Annotated in this window: 22 protein-coding genes; 8 read left to right on the top strand and 14 right to left on the bottom strand. The window is 32.3% G+C overall.

The window, feature by feature from the left end; translation table 11 throughout:
- Positions 1 to 333: 333 nt before the first annotated feature.
- The 9 genes from P161_RS0112335 to P161_RS0112285 all read right to left on the bottom strand — a co-directional run bounded on the left by P161_RS0112335 (position 334) and on the right by P161_RS0112285 (position 16,419).
- Positions 334 to 1,521, bottom strand: coding sequence for a T9SS type A sorting domain-containing protein (locus P161_RS0112335; RefSeq protein ID WP_026777275.1), 1,188 nt, complete (start codon positions 1,519 to 1,521; stop codon positions 334 to 336).
- 263 nt (positions 1,522 to 1,784) lie between these two features.
- Positions 1,785 to 2,138: a hypothetical protein gene (locus tag P161_RS0112330; RefSeq protein ID WP_026777274.1), complete on the bottom strand. Its 354-nt coding sequence runs from the start codon at positions 2,136 to 2,138 to the stop codon at positions 1,785 to 1,787.
- Positions 2,139 to 2,259: 121 nt separating this feature from the next.
- Complete coding sequence (locus tag P161_RS0112325; RefSeq protein WP_026777273.1) at positions 2,260 to 2,925, bottom strand: GDSL-type esterase/lipase family protein; 666 nt, start codon at positions 2,923 to 2,925, stop codon at positions 2,260 to 2,262.
- Positions 2,926 to 3,306: 381 nt separating this feature from the next.
- Positions 3,307 to 4,758, bottom strand: coding sequence for a sulfatase-like hydrolase/transferase (locus tag P161_RS0112315; protein ID WP_026777272.1), 1,452 nt, complete (start codon positions 4,756 to 4,758; stop codon positions 3,307 to 3,309).
- Between the two features lie 40 nt (positions 4,759 to 4,798).
- Positions 4,799 to 6,598, bottom strand: coding sequence for a hypothetical protein (locus P161_RS0112310; RefSeq protein ID WP_026777271.1), 1,800 nt, complete (start codon positions 6,596 to 6,598; stop codon positions 4,799 to 4,801).
- Between the two features lie 267 nt (positions 6,599 to 6,865).
- Entirely contained in the window at positions 6,866 to 9,487 is a 2,622-nt protein-coding gene (locus P161_RS18505) for a T9SS type A sorting domain-containing protein (RefSeq protein ID WP_051605736.1), read from the bottom strand.
- A gap of 1,272 nt (positions 9,488 to 10,759) precedes the next feature.
- A complete protein-coding gene (locus tag P161_RS19515; protein ID WP_155810460.1) occupies positions 10,760 to 14,167 on the bottom strand; it encodes a T9SS type A sorting domain-containing protein in 3,408 nt (1,135 codons plus the stop codon).
- A 347-nt stretch (positions 14,168 to 14,514) separates the two neighbouring features.
- Positions 14,515 to 14,697: a hypothetical protein gene (locus P161_RS18495; protein ID WP_036841457.1), complete on the bottom strand. Its 183-nt coding sequence runs from the start codon at positions 14,695 to 14,697 to the stop codon at positions 14,515 to 14,517.
- Positions 14,698 to 14,724: 27 nt separating this feature from the next.
- Positions 14,725 to 16,419 (bottom strand): T9SS type A sorting domain-containing protein, encoded by a 1,695-nt coding sequence (locus P161_RS0112285; protein ID WP_026777269.1) that lies wholly within the window; start codon positions 16,417 to 16,419, stop codon positions 14,725 to 14,727.
- 578 nt (positions 16,420 to 16,997) lie between these two features.
- Here P161_RS0112285 and P161_RS0112280 point away from each other — a divergent pair.
- Positions 16,998 to 18,650 carry a sodium/sugar symporter gene (locus P161_RS0112280; protein ID WP_026777268.1) on the top strand — a complete coding sequence of 551 codons (1,653 nt, stop codon included), beginning with the start codon at positions 16,998 to 17,000 and terminating at the stop codon, positions 18,648 to 18,650.
- Between the two features lie 62 nt (positions 18,651 to 18,712).
- On the opposite strand, the gene P161_RS18490 is transcribed toward P161_RS0112280, so the two are convergent.
- Positions 18,713 to 19,018, bottom strand: coding sequence for a hypothetical protein (locus P161_RS18490; protein WP_051605735.1), 306 nt, complete (start codon positions 19,016 to 19,018; stop codon positions 18,713 to 18,715).
- 508 nt (positions 19,019 to 19,526) lie between these two features.
- Here P161_RS18490 and P161_RS19765 point away from each other — a divergent pair.
- From P161_RS19765 to P161_RS20055, 3 genes are all read left to right on the top strand, one after another.
- Positions 19,527 to 19,877 (top strand): hypothetical protein, encoded by a 351-nt coding sequence (locus tag P161_RS19765; protein ID WP_026777267.1) that lies wholly within the window; start codon positions 19,527 to 19,529, stop codon positions 19,875 to 19,877.
- A 127-nt stretch (positions 19,878 to 20,004) separates the two neighbouring features.
- Entirely contained in the window at positions 20,005 to 20,355 is a 351-nt protein-coding gene (locus P161_RS20060) for a transposase (protein ID WP_368086211.1), read from the top strand.
- Positions 20,343 to 20,852 carry a transposase gene (locus P161_RS20055; protein ID WP_368086210.1) on the top strand — a complete coding sequence of 170 codons (510 nt, stop codon included), beginning with the start codon at positions 20,343 to 20,345 and terminating at the stop codon, positions 20,850 to 20,852. The genes P161_RS20060 and P161_RS20055 overlap by 13 nt, the downstream gene beginning before the upstream one ends.
- Positions 20,853 to 21,262: 410 nt before the next feature.
- Here P161_RS20055 and P161_RS19375 read toward each other — a convergent pair whose 3' ends face one another.
- A complete protein-coding gene (locus tag P161_RS19375; RefSeq protein WP_223445438.1) occupies positions 21,263 to 21,454 on the bottom strand; it encodes a hypothetical protein in 192 nt (63 codons plus the stop codon).
- Between the two features lie 201 nt (positions 21,455 to 21,655).
- Here P161_RS19375 and P161_RS0112265 point away from each other — a divergent pair, with 201 nt between their 5' ends.
- From P161_RS0112265 to P161_RS0112250, 4 genes are read left to right on the top strand one after another with little or no spacing between them, the layout of a single operon-like run.
- Positions 21,656 to 22,414: a hypothetical protein gene (locus tag P161_RS0112265; protein WP_026777266.1), complete on the top strand. Its 759-nt coding sequence runs from the start codon at positions 21,656 to 21,658 to the stop codon at positions 22,412 to 22,414.
- The gene (locus P161_RS0112260) at positions 22,414 to 22,842 is read left to right on the top strand and encodes a DUF5675 family protein (protein WP_026777265.1); all 429 of its coding nucleotides are present in this window, start codon (positions 22,414 to 22,416) and stop codon (positions 22,840 to 22,842) included. Before P161_RS0112265 ends, P161_RS0112260 begins: the two co-directional genes overlap by 1 nt.
- Before the next feature lie 11 nt (positions 22,843 to 22,853).
- Positions 22,854 to 23,105 (top strand): hypothetical protein, encoded by a 252-nt coding sequence (locus P161_RS0112255; RefSeq protein ID WP_026777264.1) that lies wholly within the window; start codon positions 22,854 to 22,856, stop codon positions 23,103 to 23,105.
- Positions 23,102 to 23,281, top strand: coding sequence for a hypothetical protein (locus P161_RS0112250; protein ID WP_026777263.1), 180 nt, complete (start codon positions 23,102 to 23,104; stop codon positions 23,279 to 23,281). The genes P161_RS0112255 and P161_RS0112250 overlap by 4 nt, the downstream gene beginning before the upstream one ends.
- A 154-nt stretch (positions 23,282 to 23,435) precedes the next feature.
- On the opposite strand, the gene P161_RS19755 is transcribed toward P161_RS0112250, so the two are convergent.
- From P161_RS19755 to P161_RS19510, 3 genes are all read right to left on the bottom strand, one after another.
- On the bottom strand, positions 23,436 to 23,615 hold the full coding sequence (locus P161_RS19755; RefSeq protein WP_197026348.1) for a hypothetical protein: 180 nt from the start codon (positions 23,613 to 23,615) through the stop codon (positions 23,436 to 23,438).
- Positions 23,616 to 23,827: 212 nt separating this feature from the next.
- Positions 23,828 to 24,010: a hypothetical protein gene (locus tag P161_RS19935; protein WP_026777262.1), complete on the bottom strand. Its 183-nt coding sequence runs from the start codon at positions 24,008 to 24,010 to the stop codon at positions 23,828 to 23,830.
- A 458-nt stretch (positions 24,011 to 24,468) separates the two neighbouring features.
- Entirely contained in the window at positions 24,469 to 24,615 is a 147-nt protein-coding gene (locus tag P161_RS19510) for a hypothetical protein (protein WP_155810459.1), read from the bottom strand.
- Positions 24,616 to 24,643: the final 28 nt, after the last annotated feature.

The following is a 24,643-nucleotide window of genomic DNA, read 5'->3' as shown; positions in this document are numbered from 1 at the left end:
TGTGAATAGTTTAATTAATAACATCAAAGTAACCCCAAATACTTTACTATGGGCTATTAAAAAAGGGTCAATTATAAGGTGGTTTTGTATCAAAGCTCTGGTATTCCAGAAAAACAGGTAAGATTATGTAATGAAGTAATTTATTTACAATTATAAATTCGTCTAAAAATACTATTTGGTTATTTTGAGAATAGCGCCTCCTAAAAAAAGTTTTAGATACAATAATTAAGCTTTGCTAATTAGCTTCAATCAAAAGATATTTTGATTTAAAGAAACAAAAAATCATTCAAAAAGATGATACTTTTGAAATTACCATAAAAAATAGTACCTGTGCTATTCCTTTTTAAGAATTTTTCTAATAAATACTCGATTTTTGGAGCTAATTTTAAGTATATATAAGCCTTTTGGAAAATTACTTACATCAACACTATTACTTGATGGAGATTTTATTTTAAGTAACGTTTTTCCGACCAAATTATAGATAAGAACCTCGTCTATTTGCATTGAATTATTCCACTTTATGTTAGCATTAGTAGGATTTGGATATACATAAAGGTTCTCAATATCTTTGTCATTTAAGCTTAAACTCTGGTTGGTACTTTTTGAAAATAACCAATCTAAGGTATTTGCTTCTCGATCAGAATCAGGCCCTGCATATTGCGTGGTATAATCATAGGTTTTTGTTGTGGTTTCACCAGTTTTTCTATCTGTATCAACAACGCTAACTTTTCCTTCATCAGCATAATTGCCCACCATAAAATCTTCTGTACTGTGTCCCCTTCTTATAAAAGTTGTAAACTTCATAAGCCCATTTTTAGACTTCATATAATTAAACAACTCTACATTACCTGCGTAAGGAATTGTACCATCATTATCGCCATGCATTACCCACATATTAAAATTGATCAGCTTGTCTCTGTCCTCTTCTTTGATTTTACTTCCGTCTGCAGCTGTTGCAATTGCTGCTGCAAAATAATCTGAATCTATACTAATAAATCGATTTGTACCATGACCTCCAGCAGATTGTCCCATTACATAAATCTTGTTTAGATTTACATTTGGTAACTCTGCAATGATTTGTTTTGCACCCTCTAAATGCTTTCTTTTCCACATATCATTAGAACCATCTTCAAACTTAATAGCTTGCAAACAAACAACATAAGTTGGATGTGCTAAACGAATGGAATCTTTAGCAAATTCTTGATTGATATATCTAAGACTATTAATATTGTAGTCATTTGCTTTCACTTTATTAAAACCAGAAGCTCCATGTAACGTAATTACCACCGGATAATTTTGTGACTCATCAAAATTGATTGGTCTTAACAAACGATATGCCAAAGCCTCGTCTGTACCATTATGAACAAAATTATGAACATAAGGTTCATAAGCATCTACGACCCATTGGGGTTGATTCCATTGAGCGGAAATTTTACTGGATAGCAACGTAAAAAAAACGATTACCACTAAATTAAAACTAATATTTATTCTGGTTCTTCTTTTATTGTTGAATGATAACATCTTTTATAAAAATTTAAATAATTCCGAATCGAAGTTGTAGGCTATAAAGTAAATTTAGAGTACCTTGTTTAGCAATTTAGTGCGCTTAGTTGTGCACATACAAAGTAAACAGTAAAGAAATAAAACTAGCTAGTTAAAAAGTATCAATTATACAGTTCTTTTGTATCAAAAATATTCTGTATTATTTTTTTATTTTCTTAAAAACAAAAGAGCAAATACTTATTGATTTGCTCTTTTTGATAATGCTATTTTTTTAAAAAAATTTACTCTTTACTTTTATTCTTATATTCTTTTAAAAGTTTTTTAAATTCTTTAAACTTGTCTTTTCCAAGAACTGCTTTTAACTGAACGTTTTGGTCTTTTTGTAATGCTTTCATTTTTGTTTTAAAAGCATCACTTTTTTTATCATTATTTTTTCTTATTTCTTTTTTTTCGCCTTCTTGCTTCTCGATAAGGTCTAAAAGTTTAGTCTTTACATCGTCATTTAAATTTAAATCAGCTACTATTGATTCCATTTTAATGTCCAACTTTGTTTTTTTACCTTTTTTCCCTTGTGCATTTGCAGCATTGCTAATCAAAACAAACAGTGAAAAGACAATCATTACATACTTATTCATATTTTAAAATTTAATATATTAGTTATACAAGCAAAGAACGTACTATTCTTAGAAAGGCATGTATTAAAAAAGGGTCATTTACAAGGTGTATTTGTTTCAAAAACACTGTAATTTTAAGTTTCTATTTTAAATATTGCTCTAGTATCGTTGCCCATAAATCATAGCCTTTTTTATTCATATGCAAACCATCAGCAATAAATATATCATCAAAAACATTTCCATTCTCATCCATCATAACTGTCCATACATCAGCAAATTGAATATTATCGGTTTTTTGACAATATCTTTGTAACTTTTTATTGAATCGAATGTACTTGTTTTTGATGTTTTTGCGAGCAAGGCTAGGTTTTGGAGAAATAAAAATAACTTTTGTATTAGGAAGATCATGTTTAATTCTTTTGACTAAATTTATGGCTTGTCTTTTAACTTTATGTACGCTTTTACCTCTTCCTATATCATTATCTCCCTCATAAATAAATAAAATTTCAGGCGCGTGCTTAAGAATCAATTCATCATAAAAATGAGTCAAATCACTAAATTCAGAACCTCCAAAGCCATTATTAATAACATTGACGGTAGGAAAATAATCTTGAATATCTATCCATTTTCTAATACTAGAACTTCCCGTAAAAACCACCAATTTTTTTCCAGGATTGAAATGATATTCTTTCTTATATAAATTTTGCACCTGTTTTGTAAACCGATTGGAATCTTGACCATATAAGATGGCAAATCTTATCAATAAAAAAGCTATTAAAATTAATTTTCTGGTATACGTTTGTTTCATGATTTTCTAGTTTTAATCTTATTTATATTTATACTTTTTAGTGAGTTCGAAGATTTTTCTTCACTTTTAAGCAATTCTTCAACTCTAGAAAAATTCCAAACCTTCTTTGCAGATAATTCTCTTTTTAACATACTAAAGTTCTGCTGCTGTTGTAAATTTAGTTTTGAGATTTCTAAGGGTGATTTTATGTCCTTGAATGAATCTGGTAAGTGCTATAAACTACCCCATCATTACAAATATGCATTTCGTAGCCAATACCATCTGCCATAATTAGAATAATATTAGGTTGTTTTGGGGCTTTTAAAGTAATTGAAACAAAAACAATAATTAGCGTAATTCATAAAATACGATTCATATTTTCATCTTTTTTTATAACTAACCTTATTTTTTAAAATACCAATTACCGCCTTCAGTAATCATTTCAAGACGTTTTTTAAGCATTATCTTTTTCATCTTTTTAAATAATCTTGGGTGTTCAAATAATATGTTTTTATGCTGACCTACATCTTTTTTAACATTATACATTTCAAAATAAAGGGGTTCTTGCGTTTTTATAGCTTCCATATGTTTTTTTTGAAATGCCCATTGAGAGTTCTTAGTGTCTCCTTTTTTAGGCTTAAAAAGAGCTTCTTCTTTTTCATCATAATTGGCTAACCTCTCTTTTGGTTTTTTGTAATATCCTAATAAAACCAGATCATCTAATCTTACCATACAAATAGGATCATGAAAATAACGATAAAAAAAGAGCGGTTCTTTTCTTTGATTTTCCTTTGATTTTGATAAAAATACATTGGAGATATTTTCTCCATCAATACTTCTATCTTTGGGCACTCGTGTATTTGTTAAATTGGCTAACGTTGGCAATACATCTGTAAAATGCCCTATTTCTGATGATATTTTACCTGTTGAAATCTTTCCTTTCCATTGCACAATAAAAGGAACTCTTACACCTCCCTCATACTGAAATGTTTTTTTTCCACGAAGTGGATCGTTAGAGCCATCAAACTTAGAGCCATTGTCTGATGTAAAAATGATGATGGTGTTTTCTTCTAATCCATTATCTTTTAGATATTTCATTAATTTACCTACAGCATAATCCATGTTTTCGATGCAGCCATAATAGTCTTTATTGTAGATGTGTTTTACGGATAAACTATCTGGAGCGGCTACTTTTAAATGAGGTTCATGAAACCAAATATTCATGTAAAAAGGTGTATTTTTATCTTTAGTCTTTTTTATCCAATGGATAGCCTCATCTACAACCAAATGACTAGAATACCCCTCTAATTTCCCTAAAGGAATTCTATTTTTTATAAAATTTACAGGATTTTTATGTGTTGGTTTTGCATTGCTATAAGTCCAAAACGCTTCATCAAATCCTTGATCTAAAGGTTCTGGATGTCCTTTGTTTTCTGACGCCAAATGCCATTTTCCAAAATGAGCTGTTTGGTAATTTTTACCTTTTAACATTTCTGCTATGGTAATTTCTTTATCTTTTAAATGCATTGGTACATCTTTAGGTATAAAGTTATAAATACCCAATCGTGTTGCATTTCTTCCTGTTAAAAGAGCTGCTCTTGAGGGCGAACACACTGCTGCACCACTGTAAAAATTGGTAAATTGCAGTCCGTTTTTTGCCAAATTATCTATGTAAGGAGTTTGACTTGTTGGCGGTGTTTTAGATCGTTGTTCATTTAATTCTCGATAACTAGACAAATCGTTATAGCCTAAATCATCTGCCATCATTAAAATGATATTTGGTCGCTTTTGAGCTTGGATGCTACTAAACCATCCTAAAACAACTACTAAAAATCCACAAACTATTTTTTTCATTATGTTTAAATTTATTGTTTTACAACCCGTTAAAAATTGTTTAAATTCTCTTTGGCTTTATTTTGGTTATTATACGAATATCCGAAGCAAACCTGAGCATATCCTTTTTTAAATTTAAGGGTAATGCTCCACTTCCCTCAGCTAATGCTTGAATTTTATTTGCTAATTCATTAAATTTTTGATGGGCTTTATTTACAGAAATATTCTTAGCCCTATACCAATCGTAATGTACTTTGCCAGTTTCTACAAAAAGTTTCATTCCTTTTGCTAGAACATAAATAGCTTTATAGGCATCCAGAATGAATGCTGCCTTCTGTTTAGGTAAATTACGCGTTAATTCTGGCAACTGTTGTAGCACTTTTTCTAACCAATTTATAACTTCTGTTTTATCCTTCAAATAAACTTTAACAGACTTTGAAACACTCCTGTTTTGAACACGCCACTGCAAAGTAGCATCCAAATCATCTGATTCTGGCACATATAATGTAGTGCCTGGTTTTTGAAACAAATCGTCAACAGCTTTCATATATCGAATATTGTTCATATAGTCTTTATCTAGAAATATCGCCATCGGAAAACCCGAATGATTTAAAGGACTCATGCCATTAATACCTATTATTTTTTGAAGCATAGGTTCCGTTTCAAAAAGTATCTCTATTAATTGATTGGGCGCATCCGTTCCTAAAAATTCATCTACAGCATTTTTTAAAACCTCTTTAGGATCGGCATCAGGAGTATAGCAAAATTGAGTTAACATATAAGCGTTCATTCTGTCAAAAGAGATATCTGTTGTACCCCTATCCCAAAAAAAAGTACGCCCATTCATAAAATCAACGCCTTTTTTTATTCCCTCGTTCACAGATTTTTTCCACCATCTAGGAAAAACGCTAGGATAGAAACCTTGCCCTAGATATTCAGAGTCTGTTAAACAATTCTGGGATACTTTATTACTTGAAAATAATAAGTTTTGATCATGTTGTGGCATAAAGGCAAAAGGCGGTATTAAGGTGTTTTCTTCTGGCCAGGTGTTGTCCTCCATGATAATAATATCAGGATATTTTGATAACACCTCGAATACGTTTCTATGCGTTTTATTGGTATGAAAATAATCATGTGCGAAAACTGTTCCTTGAATATTTAATTCTTTGCAAACTTCGCTCAAGGCACCAACCCAAGTATTTAACCAGGCTTTATTATTTTTAAGATCTTCCTCATCAAATTTTACGAGTTCTCCATTGCCTTCACACATCCAAACCGTTACACCTTTTAATAGTGGTAATTTCCTTTTTAATAAGCGGATATGATCTTTAAGTAAACCCCTTAAAAAAGGATGAGTCAGCATAAATTTGCCCTTTGAATCAAATAATTCTGGCTTAAATTTTCTAACCAATTCTACATCTTGAACCGGAAACATTGGGAATGGATAGCCGTAATTAAAATCGATATTATTGTCGACACATCCTTTATAAGCTTTAAGAATCATGGCTTCCTGCCATTGATACTCGTCTTTATTTTGAAAACTTTGAAATTCAGGCATCAATTCTTCTAACCACGGAATAGTAGTGTCATTTCCTAAAAGTTCACCATTTATGCGTTGACTAACGTCCAGTCTAAATAGTTGCGCTCTGTAATGTGGCGCAAAACATTCCCAACTTTTTACACCCCAACCAGCGATGTCTTTAAACCATTGCTCGGCATCTGTTGAAGATGCCATGATTCCCGTTTGTATTGGTTTAACTTGATATTTTGATTTTTGAGCGTTGAGTGCGATGCTCCAAAAAAATAAAAACAAGATTATCGATATACCGGATTTTAAAGTAGCATTGTTTTTTTTATTCATCACATATATTACTGAAATTATTTTATCATTTCATAAAATTCAATGAACTCAAGCTAAAAATCAATTATTTAGAGGTCAGTAGGTAAATACTTATAATTTAAACAAATTATTCATTGAATATCAAGCAATTAAAATTTACACTGCTATCAGTTCGAGCGCAGTCGAGAACTCTTAATTGTTTAAATAGGGCTTCGACTGCGCTCAGTCTGACATTCTTTTTAATAATTCAATTTAAAATAAGCAACTAACTACTGACCTCAACAATTACTAATATTTAATAAGTTTTTTTACTACAACTTTTTTATTTGTTTGATAAAACTTAACAAAATACATACCACTTTTTAAGCTTTCTAAATTAATCGTATTAGAAGTTGGGTTATTTGCTTGTAGTACTAATGCACCTGTTATGTTTCTAACTTGAACTTTATTAATTTTACCCGGAGCGTTCCAACTCACTAAAGAATTTGTAGGATTAGGATACATACTTATTTGCTGTATCGGAGTATCTTCTATATTTTTTTCACTAACAGACCTGCTAGAGGTTATGTAATCGCCTCTAACAATATCTACCTCTATGCCATGAAAAATATCGTCAACAGCATCTGTGTTTACCAGCGTAAAATCAGAACCATTTAATCCTGTTCCTCCTACTGATATATCATTAATGGTTACTTGTTCCGTCTTCCATTCATTGGTGCCTTGGCCTGTTATTTCAAGAGCTGTTTTATCGATAGTACCATCCTTGTATTTTAACGCCCATGTAGAACCTGCATTTTTATCTAGCCATGTAATGGTAAAGGATAGGCTAGCTGGTAATGTTTCTATGAACATCTCATCATCAAATTTAAAATACATGGTGTTTTTACCCGTACTATTTTCAAAAGATCGTGCAAAACGGTCGTATTTAGAAGATGTGGCATCTATTTCTCCTCGTACTCTAAACAAACCAATAGAGGTACTATCTGGTTTAATTTGATACAAAAACCGTTCATAATTACCTTCAGCTATTCCCCAACCCGAATCATTATAACCTGTTTGTGACTCCTTACGTTGGTATACCTGACCCTTTGTAGCAGCCACTAAGTCGTCCATCTTAGCACCTCTTCCAGCTGCGTATACATTACATATGGCTTCATAACGATCGGTATTTCTTTTGTTTGCAACTCCATAAGTACTTACAGAAAATTTTTCGGTATTAGCAGAATTTAGGCCCTCATGTAAAACAGATATAGCCGCTGTTGCCTTTTGAGGATATACTTGCTGTGCGTACTTATTGTACATTTTATAAATATCTCTGATTTCATCATGCTCATAAATGTAATTCACAGCACTACCTGTAATATTGGTGGTAGATACGCCTGTATTTATAGCTGACAAAATTGCCCAATAAAAACTTAACTCTGTATTGATGCTAAAAATGGGCTTTTGCCATGATTGATCCATCTCCGATGCGGAAAACAGTTTCATCCCTTTTGGATTTACCAAATAAGGTAGCCATTGTTCTTTAAAGGTTTGTTCATCACTTAGATGATGCCCCCTATTATATGCTCCACCTTTTATTCCAAATCCAATTTCAGGATCTATCTCAGTCATTAACCAATTATAAACTTCAGGGTATTTGGCTGGATCTACATTATTAAAAAGCAATACTACTTTTCGGTCACTTACATCATTAAAATATTGCTTAAATACTTCAAATGATTCAATACGAAATTTTTCCCAATCTTCATCGGTAATACGATATTGACTATCGTCAGGAGTTCCTTTATACGGCGCCTCATCACCAGTAGCACCTGTTTTTACTTGTATAAATGCAATACGCTCGAAAATATGGTCCGGTTGATTCCTTAAAAAGAGTGAGAATTCTTCTATTAACTTAAAATAATAGTTTTTATAATCTTGATCTAAATAATATGGCCAATTTGGCTCATTAGTATTTTCGTCGACACCTTCTGCTAAAGGCACACCGTTCTCGTAAATCCATAAAGGCGATTCTGGACCTACATTGATGCTAAGCTTCACTAATTTGTTATAAGTATACGCGTTGTCTAGAGCTAATTGAAATTCAGAAAAATCAAAACTATCTGGACCTGTAGGTTGGATCTCCTCCCAATGTGGATTTGCTTCTATACCTAATATATAATCGTATTTTGAATCTGAATAATCATCAATCGCACCTCCTCGATCCCATGACCCATAATAACTAATGGGTACTGCTTCTTTTGATCCATAATTACCAGTGGTTGTCAGTTTAAAATCATCTATTGTTATGGTTCCAACAAGCATCTTACCTAGTTCTATTCTTAAAGCAATATATTTCGCTGTATTTCCTCCTGTTGCATTTGAATTTACAGTTACAACCTTTTCAATGGATTGATATTCTCCAGGATTGTTTTTAAAATTGCCTCTTTTCTCATTTTCTTGCACAATGGTTGCTGAAGAAATATTATTATCATTCTCATCATACGCTATTACTTTTATATTATAATCAGCTGCTTTTTTTGTTTTTTCTGATGTTTTCATACGCCAAGTGAAGGTAAACTCTTCACCCAAGTCGTAACGAGTAATATCAATTGGATCTGTTTCCATTATGAGGTCCTTACGCAAACCTTTTGACGTTACATTAAGATTCAGCACTCTATTTGATTGCCCTTCATCAAGCATTGCACCACTATTATCTGGATCTATAGCAGCATTTCCAGTAGTACTAAAGGTAAAACCAATAAGGCTTTTGTAAGAAGTTATTCCTGTATTAGCATCCGTTTCTCCTTCGAGATTTCCTCCCATTTCAAAATCTTGATTCGTGATAGGAATAACATTTTTTTTTGTTTGTGCATAAATGCTAATTGTAACAAAACACATTACTAAAATTGGTAATAAACTTCTCATAAGTTAAATATTTACAGTTGGTTTTCCAAAGAACCAAACTTTATATAAGATTAACCAAGTAAATATGTTTCACATATCGTGTTATATTGTCCCATTTACCCTGTTCAAAGTTTTTTTTAAAGTCAAAGGACGCTAAACCAACTCGTTAATATTTAGTGTTTTTATTTGTGAGGAAATACCTTAAACACCAATCCAATCATTAAAGTCATCAACAACTATTACCAAAACCACCTTTTACACCAAAACCAATTTCAGGGTCAATCTCATTAAAAACCTAATCACGAATAATAGGAAATTTATCTTCGTCAATTGCATTAAAAGATAACACAATTTTTCAATCAGAAACATCGTTAAACAGTTCTTTAAATTTCTTATAAGATTCCAAACTAAATGCTCTCCAATCGTCATCATTTTCGTCTATAATGTATTCTGAATTTACAGGATCTCCTTTTTAAGGGGCTTAATCTCCTGTAGCACCAGTTTTTACTTAGACAAATTCAATGCGATTAAACAAATGTTGAGGTAATTCTCGCAAAAAAAGAGCGAAATTTTTTATTCAATCAAAATAATACTTTTTGTAAGTGGGGTTGAAATAATTAGGACGATTTAACTATTTGGGCTTTAAATTTTTTTGCATATGTAAGTTAGATACTCCATTTTCATAAATCCAAAGTGGTGCATCTGGGCCAACTTCGAGACTTAACTTGACTAATTTATCATAATTTGCTGCACCCTCTAGTGCCCGTCTAAATTTTGTAAAAGTGTATATTTTACAGGCGCTAAGCTGCACTTCAGACCATCGCTCTACAACTTCAATTCCTACTATATAGTCATTATTAAGGTCTGAATAGTCTTCTACTCCTTCTTCTGTATCCCAAACGACATATTATTTAATAGGTACAGCTTCAATTTGATCATAGTAGTGTTTTATAAAAAAAGGTGTTTCCTACAATTTAATGTTTCTTGTTTACATAAAAATTTAAACGATTTCATTGTATATAAAGTAAAAAAAAGACCTTTCAAAAATCTATAGAAAGAATGTCATTCATTGGTTGAAATTGTTTTATCACTATTATTATGAAAGAATTTAGATGAAAATCTAAAAATTTAAAAACCATCAAGAATAAATTCTTGATGGCTTAAAAAATGGGGGACTTGTTTTCTTTGTAATTTGATTTACATCTACAAATTTATGATATGATGTAATCTTTTTTTTAGATATTTTTTACTTGTAAATTTTCTACTTTAATTTTACATTTTAATTTCGCATTTTTATAATTCTAGAATTACTTTTTTACGTATCGTTTTACTCTTAGTATTTACTTGAACAATATAAATACCTCTACATAGATTTGATAATGCAATTTCTTTAGCACCATTGCTATGGAAAAAAGTCTCTGCCACTTTTTTTCCTAAGGTAGAAAAAATCTTTACATCGGTATTTCCACTTTGCAAACCAATAATTTTTAGTGTACTTGTATCAGTTGTGTAAATGGCAACATTTTCTACTACTTCTGAATCTATATTTAAGACAGCTGAGGTGGTATGAAGATAAAAACGCCCAGCACCGCTTACAACAGTATCGGGTTTGAAAGAAAAAGAAGGATTGTTGTCATTTAATTCTGTAAATTTATTTGCTTCTCTGTCTTCTACAAACACATAATGTCCATTTGGTAGGTTTTGTATTGCTGCAGAAATTGTAATTTCCTTGTTTGCATCAGCAATAATACTTATCGGAATAACGGCAGTCTCAAAAGCTGTATTTGGCAAGGATTGTATCGCTAAATTTTTACCATTATTATTGGTAACGAGTTGTGTTGCTATTTCTAGATTCGCATCACCATTAAAAGTAGAACTATCATATCCATTATCCCAATCAGTTGTAGTGCCTGCTATGTATCTTATTGAGGTTGATGAACTATTTTGACCCTCTGTAATTTTTAAATCGATTTGAAATCTTTTGTTATAAGCTGACTTATAAAAAACACTCCCTGATGTATTGTGTGTTTGCATAGCTTCTGTAATTCTAAAATTTTGATCTGTACCTCCACCGATTTTGGCTTTCACAAAAAAACCTTGAATGGGTGCAATCTCAAAACCAGTATCGCCTAAATTTTTTGTTAACATAGCACCAGTAGAACTTTCATACAACCAAAGTGTATTTTCTTCTAAAACTGAAGCATTATAGCTTAATATATTATCAGTTTCATTTCCATCAATATTTGCGAACAAGAAAGTAGTGTATGGATTACCTAACAAATTAAAACCGTTTCCTGCATCTGATATTTTAATTGCAACATCTGAAGTGTTAAAGAGTCCTTTAAATTGAAATTTATTATCCGATTCGACGCCACCTGGAGCATCTATTAGGGCAGCATAACCTTTACCATATGTAAAATTACCGGCTTCTAACGCAGCTTCATCTGTAAAATACGTATACTTAGCACCTTGAGGTTTTGAATCATTATAGAAACCTATTGAATTTTCTAAACTGGCATTCTTTCTTATTGTGCTACTATTTGCAATAAAGTCTGAGATAGCAACATCTTGCAAAGGTGAGCCTATTAAAAACCAATTATCTTCGTTTGGTAATGAAGCCTTATAATTTACAGTTACATTACCTCCACTATAGGTGCCTTTTAAAATAACAGTACCCATTTCTTGCCCAATACCGTTGTTATTGAATCGTATGGCATCGTTATTTACTAAATTGCCATGAATGGTTAATGACTTTTGAACATTAATGAGCAACAAACCATCTGGGTTATTTATGGTAACGTCATTAGCTTGATTATTCTCAGAAAAAACACGTACTTGATGACTGATCAGAACATTATCATTCATTGTAGGTACAACACCTGTGTCCCATGTTGTGGGGTCTGACCAATCGCCATCTTTGACTGAGCTAATTGTAGGAATCGGATTTCGCTCAATATCTATTTCAATACCGTTAAAAATATCGTTTTTATCATCTGTATTTACCAGCATAAAATCAGCCCCATTAGTGCCAACGCCTCCTGTCATTAAATCTTCTATGACAAAAACTTCGCTTTTCCATTGCCAATCGCCAATACTTGTTTTTTGAATTTGTGTTATTGATCCTGCTTTGTTTTTGTATTGCAAAGCCCATGTAGAGCCTGCAATACTATCTAACCAAGTAACTGTAAAGGTTAATTTTTTCGGTTGGGTTTGTATAAAAAGATCTTCATGAAATTTAAAGTACATGGTGTCTTTTTCTCTGTTTGCAGTATGCTCAAAAGATCGCGCAAAACGATCGTACTTTGAAGAAAGTGAGTCTATTTTACCTCGAACTCTAAACAATGCTATTGAAGTGCTATCTGGATTTATTTGTGTTAAAAAACGTTCATAATTTCCTTCTACAATATCCCAACCAACATCATTATAATCCTCTTGTTGCCGACGTTGTTCTACCTGACCAAATTTTATTACTAAGGTATCGCCCATTGCAGCACCTCTATCTTTATAGGCTTCAGCAATTTTTTTATAGCGTTCTACATTTAATCTCCTGGCATTTCCATACGTTGATTCAGGAAATTTTTCTACGTTAGACGCATCTAAACCTTCATGAAAAACAGAAACTACGGTTGTTGCTGTTTTAGGAAATACTTGTTTGGAATATTTGTTATACATCTTAAAGATATCTCTAATTTCTTCATGATCATAAGCATATAAAATGGCTGTTTTAGAAACGTTCATAGAAGAAAGACCAGAATACATGGCGCCAAGAGCAGACCAATAAAAACCTAATTCTGTATTGATATTAAAAATAGGCATATTCCAAGACTGATCCATTTCTGATGCTGAAAATAACTTTAAGCCTTTGGGATTTACCAAATAAGGTGTCCATTTTTCTGCCCATGATCTTTCTCCAACTAAATGATGTCCTCTATTTCCAAAGCCACCCTTAATTCCGAAACCAATTTCGGGGTCTATTGTATTAAAAACCCAGTCTCGAACCGTAGGGAATTTATCTTCATCAATTGCATTAAAGGTTAACACAATTTTTCTGTCATCTACATCGTTAAATAATTCTTTAAATATCTGATAGGCTTCTAATCGAAAAGCTGTCCAATTAGCATCATCTATTTCATATTCTAAATTTATTGGATCTCCTTTATAAGGATCTTCATCTCCTGTGGCACCCGTTTTTACCTGAACAAAGGCTATTCTACTAAACAAATTATCTGGTAAGGTTCTTAAAAATATTGAAAACTGATTAAGCAATTCAAAATAATACGATTTATAATTTTCATTTAAATAATGAGGCCAATTAGACCATTTTGGCTTTAATACCTCTTGCATTTCTACATTAGGAACTCCATTTTCATAGATCCATAATGGAGAATCTGGCCCTACATTAATGCTTAATTTTACAATTTTATCGTGGTTAGCTGCATTTTGCAAAGCATTTTGAAATGCGGAAAAATCATAATCAATTGCTGGATCTCCTGTTGGGGGTGCAAGTTGCACATCATCCCAATTCATCATTACTTCTATACCTATAATATAATCGTTTTTAGGGTCTGCATAGTCGTCAACACCTCCACCTCTATCCCAAGTACCGTAATAACTAATAGGTACTGCCTCTATTTGGCCGTGTACTAGTTTTGAGCCGAATAGCAATACTATCAGCATTAAATAATATTTATAAGATTTCATTATGGCAATATTTTTAAAATTCAAAATTTAGAATACTTATAGTAAACAAAAAAACAACCAACAAAACATTGTAAAGCATGGCATTGCTTATGCATCCTCAATGATGAATAAGAGCCTTTAATGTGATATTACAAAAGAAATACTATTGTAATAAAGCCATCTGTAGAAATGATGCCAGCATTGCTATAATTTTGTGTCATCGTTAAAAACGCTAGAATTTGTAGTCCTTTTCGAGTAAAAAAACAAAACTTAAAGAAAACCATCACGTATGTATCCATTAAATAAAAACCATCAAAATTTAAATTTTGATGGTTAACAGTAATCCTATTGCGCTATTATTTTTAGTTTTAAAATCCTACTCCTGGAGCTTCTGGTGCGCTTGAGGCTTGAGCTTTCTGTGGATTCAAAATCATATAAGTACCCAGTGCTGTTAAGGCAGCATACTTACCGTAATTTCCTATTTTTTTAATGGCTTCTTTTCTCGAAATTTCGTTTTGGGAATCTTGTGTATTTTTTATGTTATTATTCATATCGTTTCTTTTTAATGTTTTTTTAAATTATTCTAAAATAATTTTTTTACTTAGTTTTCCGTTGTTATTGTTTACTTGAACAACATACACGCCTCTGCTTACATTTGGCAATGCAATTTCTTTAGCGCCATTGCAATCGAAAGAAGTAGTTAGCACTTGTTTTCCTAAGATATTAAACATCTTTACAGAAGTGTTGCCACTTTGTAAACCAATAATTTTTAAGGTATTGTTAGTTGTATTAAAAATTGACACATTATCTAATGTTGCTGTATCTGTACTTAAAGCAGACCCTGCTTTTGTATGCAAATAAAAACGACCTGCACCACTTAAAGCTTTACTTGGTGTAAAAGTAAACGTAGGATTCGCGACATCTAATACAGTAAAGGTATTTGCCTCTCTATCTTCTAAATAAACGTTAATGCCTTCTGGAACGTTTTTTATAGCTGCAGAAATGGTAACTTCTTTGTCAGCTTCTGCAGTGATGCTTAACGGAATTACGGTTGCTTCTAAATTTTGATTTGGCAACGATTGTATGGCTAAATTTTTACCAACATTGTTTGCCACTAATTGTGTAGCTATTTCTAAATTACCAGTAGCATAGCCCGTAAATGTAGAACTGTCATACCCATTGTCCCAACCTGTGGTTGTACCTTCTATGTATCTTATTGAAGCGTTAGAATTATTTTCGCCATCTGTTATTTTAAAATCGATTTCAAACCTGTTGTTTGCTGATTTGTAAAAAACACTCCCTGAGTTATTATGCGTTTGCATTGCTTCTGTAAATGTAAATGTACCACCACCTGATGCTGCTTTTACAAAAAACCCTTGATAGGTTGCAAGATCAAAACCGGTATCTCCTAAATTTCTTGTGATAAATGCACTCGTTGCAGAGTCGTATAACCAAATCGTATTTTCTTCTAAAACTCCACTATTGGCAGTTAACAAATTATTGGTGGCATCACCATCTGGATTAGCATATAAGAAAGCAGCATAGGGATTACCTAACAAGTTAAAACCATCTCCAGCATCTGAAATTGAAATATCTACACTAGCTGCACTGTTGTACTGTCCATTAATTTCTATAAATTCGTTCGAGCCAACAGCCACTGAGACTGCGTACCCCTTGCCATCTATAAGGTTAATACCCACAGCTTCAGCATCCGTAAAGTAATCATACTTTGGATCTGCATTACCATCGTATACACCTATAGAATTTTCTCCACCCACGTTTGTTCTTAAGGTACTAGCAGCTATAAAATCTGTAAGAGTACCACCAGAAACTGGCACTCCCATTAAATACCATCTACCAGGATCTGCAGCACTGGCTAGTTTGTATTGTGCTTGTATATTCCCTGTACCTGATACTGCTCCTTGTATGATTAGGGAAGCCATTTCTTCAGTCTGATTATTATTAAATTTCACACCCCCACTTCTATTATTGACTAAATTGCCAGTAATCGTTAAAGCACTTCGCGTGTTTAAAAGCAATCTACCGGTTTCTGCTACAGTAATATTCGCTATAGTAACATCAACTTCGTTAAGACGAACTGTGTTATTGATAATTACATTATCTGTAGGACTAGGCACTACGCCACCAACCCAAGTTGTACCAATTTCCCAATCATTCCCCGATCCACCAGCAGTAGTACTTTCTATGGTAGCCTGAGCGTTTACAGTAATAGTCATTACTGTTAAAAATAATAAGAGTAATCCTTTTTTCATAATTTTAAAATTTAATTAGTATTAGTTTTAAAACAGGTTATTTTTAAGAAATTTTTTGTATTAACCTAATTACACTACAAAGAAATAAAGAAATGAATGTGAAGACCCCTTAAAAATGTCTCATTTATAAGTAGATTTTGTTTCATAACCTCCAAAAAATGAGCTATTGCTAGTCATATTGATAGTTGCAAAATGGTTTTGTCACTTTAGCAAGCGAGGTTCTTTATTTTCTAAAAATGAACGTTTTTAAGTCGATTTGCATCAATATTCTATCACTATTTTTAGAATAATATTTAAGCAATCACTACAAAAGTTTACCACGTCTTTACGTTGAAATAAACAAAAAAAAGAGTATTATTTAACTAATACATGTAAAAAAATACAACTCTAATATCTATTTTCTTAGCAATTCTTTTAGCTTACATTATTCGTTATTTAACTGTTTTTATTGACACATTATTACCCTACAAATGAGATGCTTTCTAATTGTACTTGTATCAAATTTTTACTTTATTTGCATTTATTTAAACTATTCAACAATCAACAAAACCTATACACTACAGTAAAACAACACAATTATGACAGCAAGTTTTGAAATATTAGATTACATTATCTTTATAGCTTATGCTATATTAATTTTAGGTGTAGGATTATGGGTTTCTAGAGATAAAAAAGGACACCAAAAAAATGCAGAAGATTACTTTTTAGCTAGTAAATCGTTGCCTTGGTGGGCAATTGGCGCTTCTTTAATTGCTGCTAATATTTCTGCAGAACAATTTATTGGAATGTCTGGCTCTGGCTTTGCCTCTGGTCTAGCCATTGCTAGTTACGAATGGATGGCTGCCTTAACTCTAATTATTGTAGGAAAATATTTTCTACCCATTTTTATTGAAAAAGGGTTGTACACCATTCCTGAGTTTGTTGAAAAACGATACTCTACCAATCTAAAAACCATCTTAGCGGTTTTCTGGATTGCTTTGTATGTTTTTGTAAATCTTACTACTGTTTTGTATTTAGGTTCTCTTGCTTTAGAGACCATTATGGGAATCCCAATGATGTATGGAGTTGCAGGCTTAGCGCTCTTTGCAGCTGCTTATTCTTTATATGGTGGATTGTCTGCAGTGGCTTGGACAGATGTGATTCAAGTTGTATTTCTAGTAATTGGTGGTTTGGTAACCACTTACTTGGCTTTAAATACAGTTTCTGACGGACAAGGAATGTTTGCAGGATTAACTACCATTTACGAAGCTGTTCCTGAACGTTTTGCTATGATTTTAGACGAATCTAATCCTGAGTACAAAAACCTACCTGGTATTGCTGTACTTGTAGGGGGTATGTGGGTTGCCAATTTGTATTACTGGGGTTTTAACCAATACATTATTCAAAGAACTTTGGCGGCTAAATCGTTAAAAGAAGCCCAGAAAGGTATTTTGTTCGCAGCTGGTTTAAAATTAGTGATTCCGTTAATTGTGGTAATTCCAGGAATTGCAGCCTATGTAATGGTTAATGATCCTGATATTATGGCACGATTAGGTATGGCTGGTTTAGAAAACTTACCAAGTACAGAGCAAGCAGATAAAGCCTATCCTTGGTTATTGCAATTTTTACCAACAGGCTTAAAAGGGGTCGCATTTGCTGCGTTAGCCGCTGCTATTGTATCCTCATTAGCTTCGATGTTAAACTCAACGTCTACCATTTTTACAATGGATATTTACAAGCAATACATCAATAAAAATGCGAGTGATAAGGCCACAGTAAATATGGGTAGAATTTCTGCAGGAGTTGCTTTGGTGATTGCTTGTATTATGGCGCCTTTATTAGGAAATCTAGACCAAGCTTTCCAATTTATTCAAGAATATACAGGAGTTGTAAGTCCGGGTATTTTAGCCGTATTTATGTTGGGCTTATTCTGGAAAAAAACAACCAACAAAGGAGCCATTTTTGGTGCATTAATATCAATACCAATTGCGATGTACTTTAAAGTGGCACCAAAAGGATGGTCTACAAGTTCATTATTTGTAGATGTTCCGTTTATGCATCAAATGGGGTATACGGTTGTATTAACAATGATTGTGATTGCCATTTACAGTTACCTGCAACATAAAGGTGCTGACGACGAAAAAGGAATTGATATTTCTAAAGCAATGTTTAAAACGAGTCCGCTATTTAATATTGGTTCGTTTGCAGTAATGCTAATTTTAGTGGTACTGTATAGTGTATTCTGGAATTAGAATTATGTACATTATAACTAGAAGAATATTTAGAGAAAAATATTAGTTACAGGTGGTTGTGGCTACTGCCATTGCTGCGTCTCGTAGTTTTGCAAAGCAATATTAATTATTTTTTTAGCATCTGAAATTCCAATAAACGGAATGACACTCCCTTTTAAATAGTAGGCAAAGAATTGCCCAACTTTTAGTGATAAACACATGTAAAACAGTGATTCTCTTTTTGAGTTTATCTTTGCTGTAATTACAAAGTAATTTGGACAAGGTTCGACAAGCGGTTTTCCACTATTGAGCCTGTTGTTTAAGATGAAAAAATGTGGCGATGTGTAAATACGTCCATCTTGGTGGGTCTTGATTTCAAAAATTTGCATAAGTATCCATTTTAAGGTTCAGATTCTTTTGCTATTTTTTTTGCCCAAAAAATTTTGGAAAGGAAAATAACAAAAAGAAAGTTGTTTTTTAAATGGTAAGGCTAGACTATCAAGGTTTTTGAGAAAAATTTGAGAAAAATACTACTGAATTAAAAAGTAACCAGTTGCAGTTTTCAGTTGCAGTTCGTTTTTTATAAAGAGGTACTTAATAAAGTTCGGTATAGAAGTAAAGATTTTATTCAAAAACCAGATGGCTTTACCTTTATAGGTTAATTACGATGGATTTACAATAACAACATTTTAATGCCTTTGCTTTTTGCATTGTGATTAATAGATTGCGAAATACTTCCAGTGCTCAGGGAAGCAATTGCTTTACTATCTTTTTCTGTTATTCTTTTTTCTTATTGTATTTATTTTATATCTTAAAGCATATAAATACTGGATCAAGTCCAAAAGTTGTGGAGTAAAGATAAAAAGCAAAACTTTGAATTTTTAAAATATTAAAGATTTGGAGGTTTCAATTGATGTTATAAAATTATCATTACCAGAAGTTCTAGTAAACTATTTTAAGCTTACCAAACACGAACTCAAACAAGGAGAACTTCATTTCTATTTTACAGAATTAAACAAAGTTTCACAAGAATTTAAAGCTCTTAAATTAAGCTCCAAAGGTTTCTTTCCAGAGGCTACTGTTCAAGATTTTCCAATTCGAGGTAAAAATGTATTTCTCCACATTATTAGGCGTCGTTGGATAAATGAATCTACCAAAAAAATTGTAATCAGAGATTGGCAATTAGTAGCAAAAGGCACTAGGATTACAAGTGAATTTGCTACTTTTTTAAAACAAATCAGTCAGTAACAACGCTGTTAACACAAGTGTTGTAGCTAATTTCTATGGAGTTAATTCGAAAAACCTACAAAGGCAGTACAAAGATTATTTAAGTGATTTTAAGCAATGGAATCAAAAATCACACGCTAAAAATTGGTTGTTATTTGCTAAAAATATTGGAGAATATCTCTCCATAGATGAAACTGCTTTTTCTAATGGAGATTTATACACGATTCTCACAAATAAAAAAGCCAAAGGGAAAAAAGGAGCATTAATAGGTATGGTTAAAGGAACTAAAGCTGAAAATGTCATCAAAATACTTGAGAAAATCCCATTAAAACAAAGAAAAAAAGTAAATGAGGTTACTTTGGACATGTCTGGAAATATATGTTTAATCGTCAAAAAATCATTTCCACAAACCACTCAGGTTATCGATAGATCTCTAGTGCAGAAGTTAGCTTTAGATGCACTTCAAGAAATTAGAATTAAACATCGTTGGAAGCCTTAGATAAAGAAAATGATGTCATAGAAAAAGCACAATGTCAATCTTTAAAATACACACCAAAACTATTTAAAAACGGAGATACGCTAAAACAACTACTAGCCAGAAGTAGATATTTACTTTATAAAACATCCTCAAAATGTACTAAAAATCAGACAGATAGAGCTAAAATACTTTTTGAACTGTATCCAGATATAGAAAAAGCATATCAGCTTTGCCAAAATTTATCTTGGATTTACAATCAAACTAAAGACAAAACTTTAGCTTTAATTAGGCTTGCTAAATGGGATGAGAAAGTAAGACAAGCACAGTTTAAAAGTTTTAATAGTATTGCTAGAACAATGTCGATTCACTATAAAAATATTCTAAACTACTTTGATAACAGAAGTACAAACGCTTCAGCAGAATCTTTTAATGCAAAAATAAAAGCATTTAGAGCTCAGTTTAGAGGCATTAGAAATAATGAATTCTTCCTTTTTAGACTAACTAATATTTATGCGTAATTTAAAATCCCACAACTTTTGGACTTGATCCTATTTATGCGTAATTTTTAAAATCCCACAACTTTTGGTGTTGATCCCATAAAGAACTGTCAACTATACTCTCAACTTAAAAAATAAACCCTTGAAAATCAATTGATTAACAAGGGTTTTTGCGGAGAAAGAGGGAGTTGAACCTCTTTATATTATGTCTGAAAATCAGTTATTTACAAAGTTTTATTTGAAAAATGACACCGATTTAGACACCGAATTTTACCTGTTAAAACACACTAAATTGTATGATATAAAAGTAACTAAAATTGAACGTATTTCAAAGTAATTTTTAAAGAAACTATACTAATAAATGAACTAGTTTTTCTGAAAGGTTATTTGGATGTTTTAATCAATTCTATGAAGTTTAACTCTTTAGTGTTTTAGCCTAAAATCAAGTGCGAAACTTGTTCATATTTTATGCCTGTGTACTCACAAAATTCATCAATAGTTAAGAACTCTTTGGTAGTTTTATTGAGCTCTATTTTAATTTTATGCACCAATCTAACGCTTTGACGATAACTTTTACCAGTAATAATCTGAACGTCTTTTGGATAGATGCATACTCTTTGCATCTCTTTTTTCATATACTATCTATGCTTTTACTATGGTGTTGCCTTACACCATCAATATAGTCATTTTTAGCAAACTTACACCCACTATTAATGACACTGGCTGCCATTTGTACCAGTGACTGACATTTGGAACAAGCACTCCTTTTTTTATTGACAAAAACCTTTAATATTTGAGTGTATAATCATTAAAATTTAGAAATTATGGCAAGACAAAAAGGAATTATTAAATTAAAAGGTACTATTGGAGGTATTACTTTTTACAAAACAAAAGACGGCCATTTGGCGAGAGAAAAAGGAGGTATTGATGCCAAACGAATAGCATCAGATCCTGCATTTCAAAGAACTCGAGAAAATGGTTCTGAGTTTGGACGTGCAGGAAAAGCCGGTAAAGTGTTAAGAGTTGCCATGCGTTTACTCTTATTAAATGCATCTGATAATAGAATGGTAAGTAGATTGCACAAATCTATGATAAAAGTGATTCAGGCAGATACTGTCAATTTACGTGGATTAAGAAATGTTATTGATGGAGAAGCAGAATTATTGACTGATTTTGAATTCAATATTAATGGAAAACTAGGTACAAGTTTGTTTGCTGCTTATACTGGAGCTATTGATCGTGCAGCAGGAACTTTGGATATTGACATTCCAAGTTTTACACCTGCAAATATGATTGCAGCGCCTAATGGTACAACTCATTTTAAAGTAATTTCTGGAGGGGCAGAAATTGATTTTGAGAATGAAACTTCTGTGGTTGCAACTTCAGAAACTGCCATTTTACCATGGGATCCCACTGCTACAGCTGTCATCAACTTAAGTAATGCTGTGACTGCAAATAGCACACATCCGTTGTTTTTAGCACTAGGTATTGAATTTTATCAAGAAGTAAACGGGCAAATGTATCCTTTGAAAAACGGAGCCTACAATGCGCTTTCTTTGGTAAAAGTAGATGGAGGTGTATAATGGTATTTGTTTTACACAGAACCTATTTTCCTGAAGGCACACAAGGAATACTTCTTTACCTTGGTCAGTTTGTATGTTATACCATAGAACTTCCCTGGATTCAGAATAAAAGAAACATTTCTTGTGTTCCTGAAGGTTTATATACTTTACAGAAACGCTACAGTCAAAAATTTAAACATCATATCCACTTGCAAGATGTACCTGGTAGAAGTTTGATTTTATTGCATCCAGCAAATGATGCGATTAAAGAATTAGAAGGCTGTATTGCACCTGTAAGTAATCATACAGGGATTGGAAAAGGAAATTCGTCAAGAAAAGCATTCCATAAATTAACGAGTTTGGTTTTACCAGCACTTGCTAAAAATACACACGTGCAATTGAGAATTACCTCTTCCCTATCCTATTTTAGAAGTCAATTATTCATTTAAACTATTTTATCATGAACATTCAAGAACGTGCAAAAGCACCCACACCAAAATTTTTTAGAGTTTTAAGAACCATTGGTTTGTCTTTATTAGCAGTTAGTGGAAGTCTTTTGGCTGCCCCCATTACATTGCCAGCTGCAGTAATCACTGTTGCAGGATATGTGGCTGTTGCTGGGGGTGTTATATCTGCAGTGAGTCAAGTTACGGTTAAAGATACCGAAGAAAAAGAATTAAAAAATAATACTAAAAAGAATTCAGGACCATGAGAACAGACCTTCACTTAAAAGTTGGAACTGCATCTGGAACTTTATTAAGTGTAAGTCCTGTTATTTTTACTCAAGACATTGTAAAGACTATTATTTTAGCAGTGGTTGGAGCAACTGTCAGTTTTATAGTTTCCCTACTCTTAAAAAAAATTACAAAACGTAAAAGAAAATTTTAGAATCATTAAAAAGATCCCTAAATAAATTCAAGACAACGTTTCAGTTTGGATGTGGTAACCTTTACTGAATAGTTCCTGTGAGATTCTGACATAAATTCAGAACAAGCTTCAGGAAAATAAAAGTTCGATCTAACGATCGGGCTTTTTTTATGATTTAAAACAATATAACTTTCAATAACAATCCATTTTGTTTTGCCAACTGAATCATATTCTTAGTACCTCTGCTCTTTCCATCCCAAAAAGCAATTAATGCGTCTGCATATATTGCCATTTCTTTATTCCTTACGGGTCCTGCAGCTTTTCCGAATTTGTTCCATTCTGCAGGAAATCTCACAATGTTAAAACCTTTTTCATTCGCATACTAGACTCCCAATTTGTCAGCTCCTTTATAATGATCACCCGATACAATTTCGATATTTTTTTTATCCAGGAGGAATTGGTTGCATTCTTTTTTTAATTCATGATAATTGATGAAGTTTCTGCTTCCAGCTATGATTACTTTCATTTATTCGTTTTTCGTTGTTGGTTGTTCGTTGTTTGCTGAACCTATGCTCTTAGTAGCGCAGTTTTTAATTTTGAAATGGTTGACAACTGCTGTTTTAAGTTTTCTTCAAAAGCTGTAATCTTTTTGAGTTTTTCAACTTTCATTTGCCATTGTTGTGCTTCATAATTTTGCAAAGCAGTATTGATTACTTTTTTAGCATCTGAGATACCAATAAAAGGAATCACTGATCCTTTTAAATAATAGGCAAAGAATTGCCCTACTTTTAAGGATAAACACAAATAATACAGGGATTCTCTTTTTGCTTTTGTTTTTACAGTAATTACAAAGCAATTTGGACAAGGTTTGTCTAGCGGTTTTCCGCTATTTAGCCCTTTGTTTAAAATAAAAAAATGTGGCGCTTTTTATGTGCGTCCGATTTGATGTGTCTTGATTTCAAAATTTTGCATAAGTATCCATTTTTAAGGTTCAGATTCTTTTGCTATTTTTTTGCCCATAAAATTTTGGAAAGGAAAACAACAAAAAGAAAGCTGTTTTTTAAATGGTGAGGCTAGACTATCAAGGTTTTTGAGAAAAATACTACCAACCACTAGCCTGTTGACTTTTTAATACTGAATTTTTTAGTTGGTGGAGATTTTTTTCAAAACCCGAAGGGCTTGACCTTTATAGGCTAATAGCGATGGATTTACAATGACAAAATTTTGATATCGTTGTTTTTTACATTGAGATTACGAGATTCTGAAACAAGTGCGCTGCTCAGGGAAGCATTTGTTTTGCTGTCTTTTTTTTGTTTTTCTTTTTCTCTTATTATTTTTACTATATCTAAAAGCATATAAAAATACTTCTAGTCACTAAATTAT

The sequence above is a fragment of the Polaribacter sp. Hel_I_88 genome (assembly GCF_000687935.1).
Taxonomy (GTDB): domain Bacteria; phylum Bacteroidota; class Bacteroidia; order Flavobacteriales; family Flavobacteriaceae; genus Polaribacter.
This window is presented reverse-complemented; position numbering and strand designations above follow the sequence as displayed.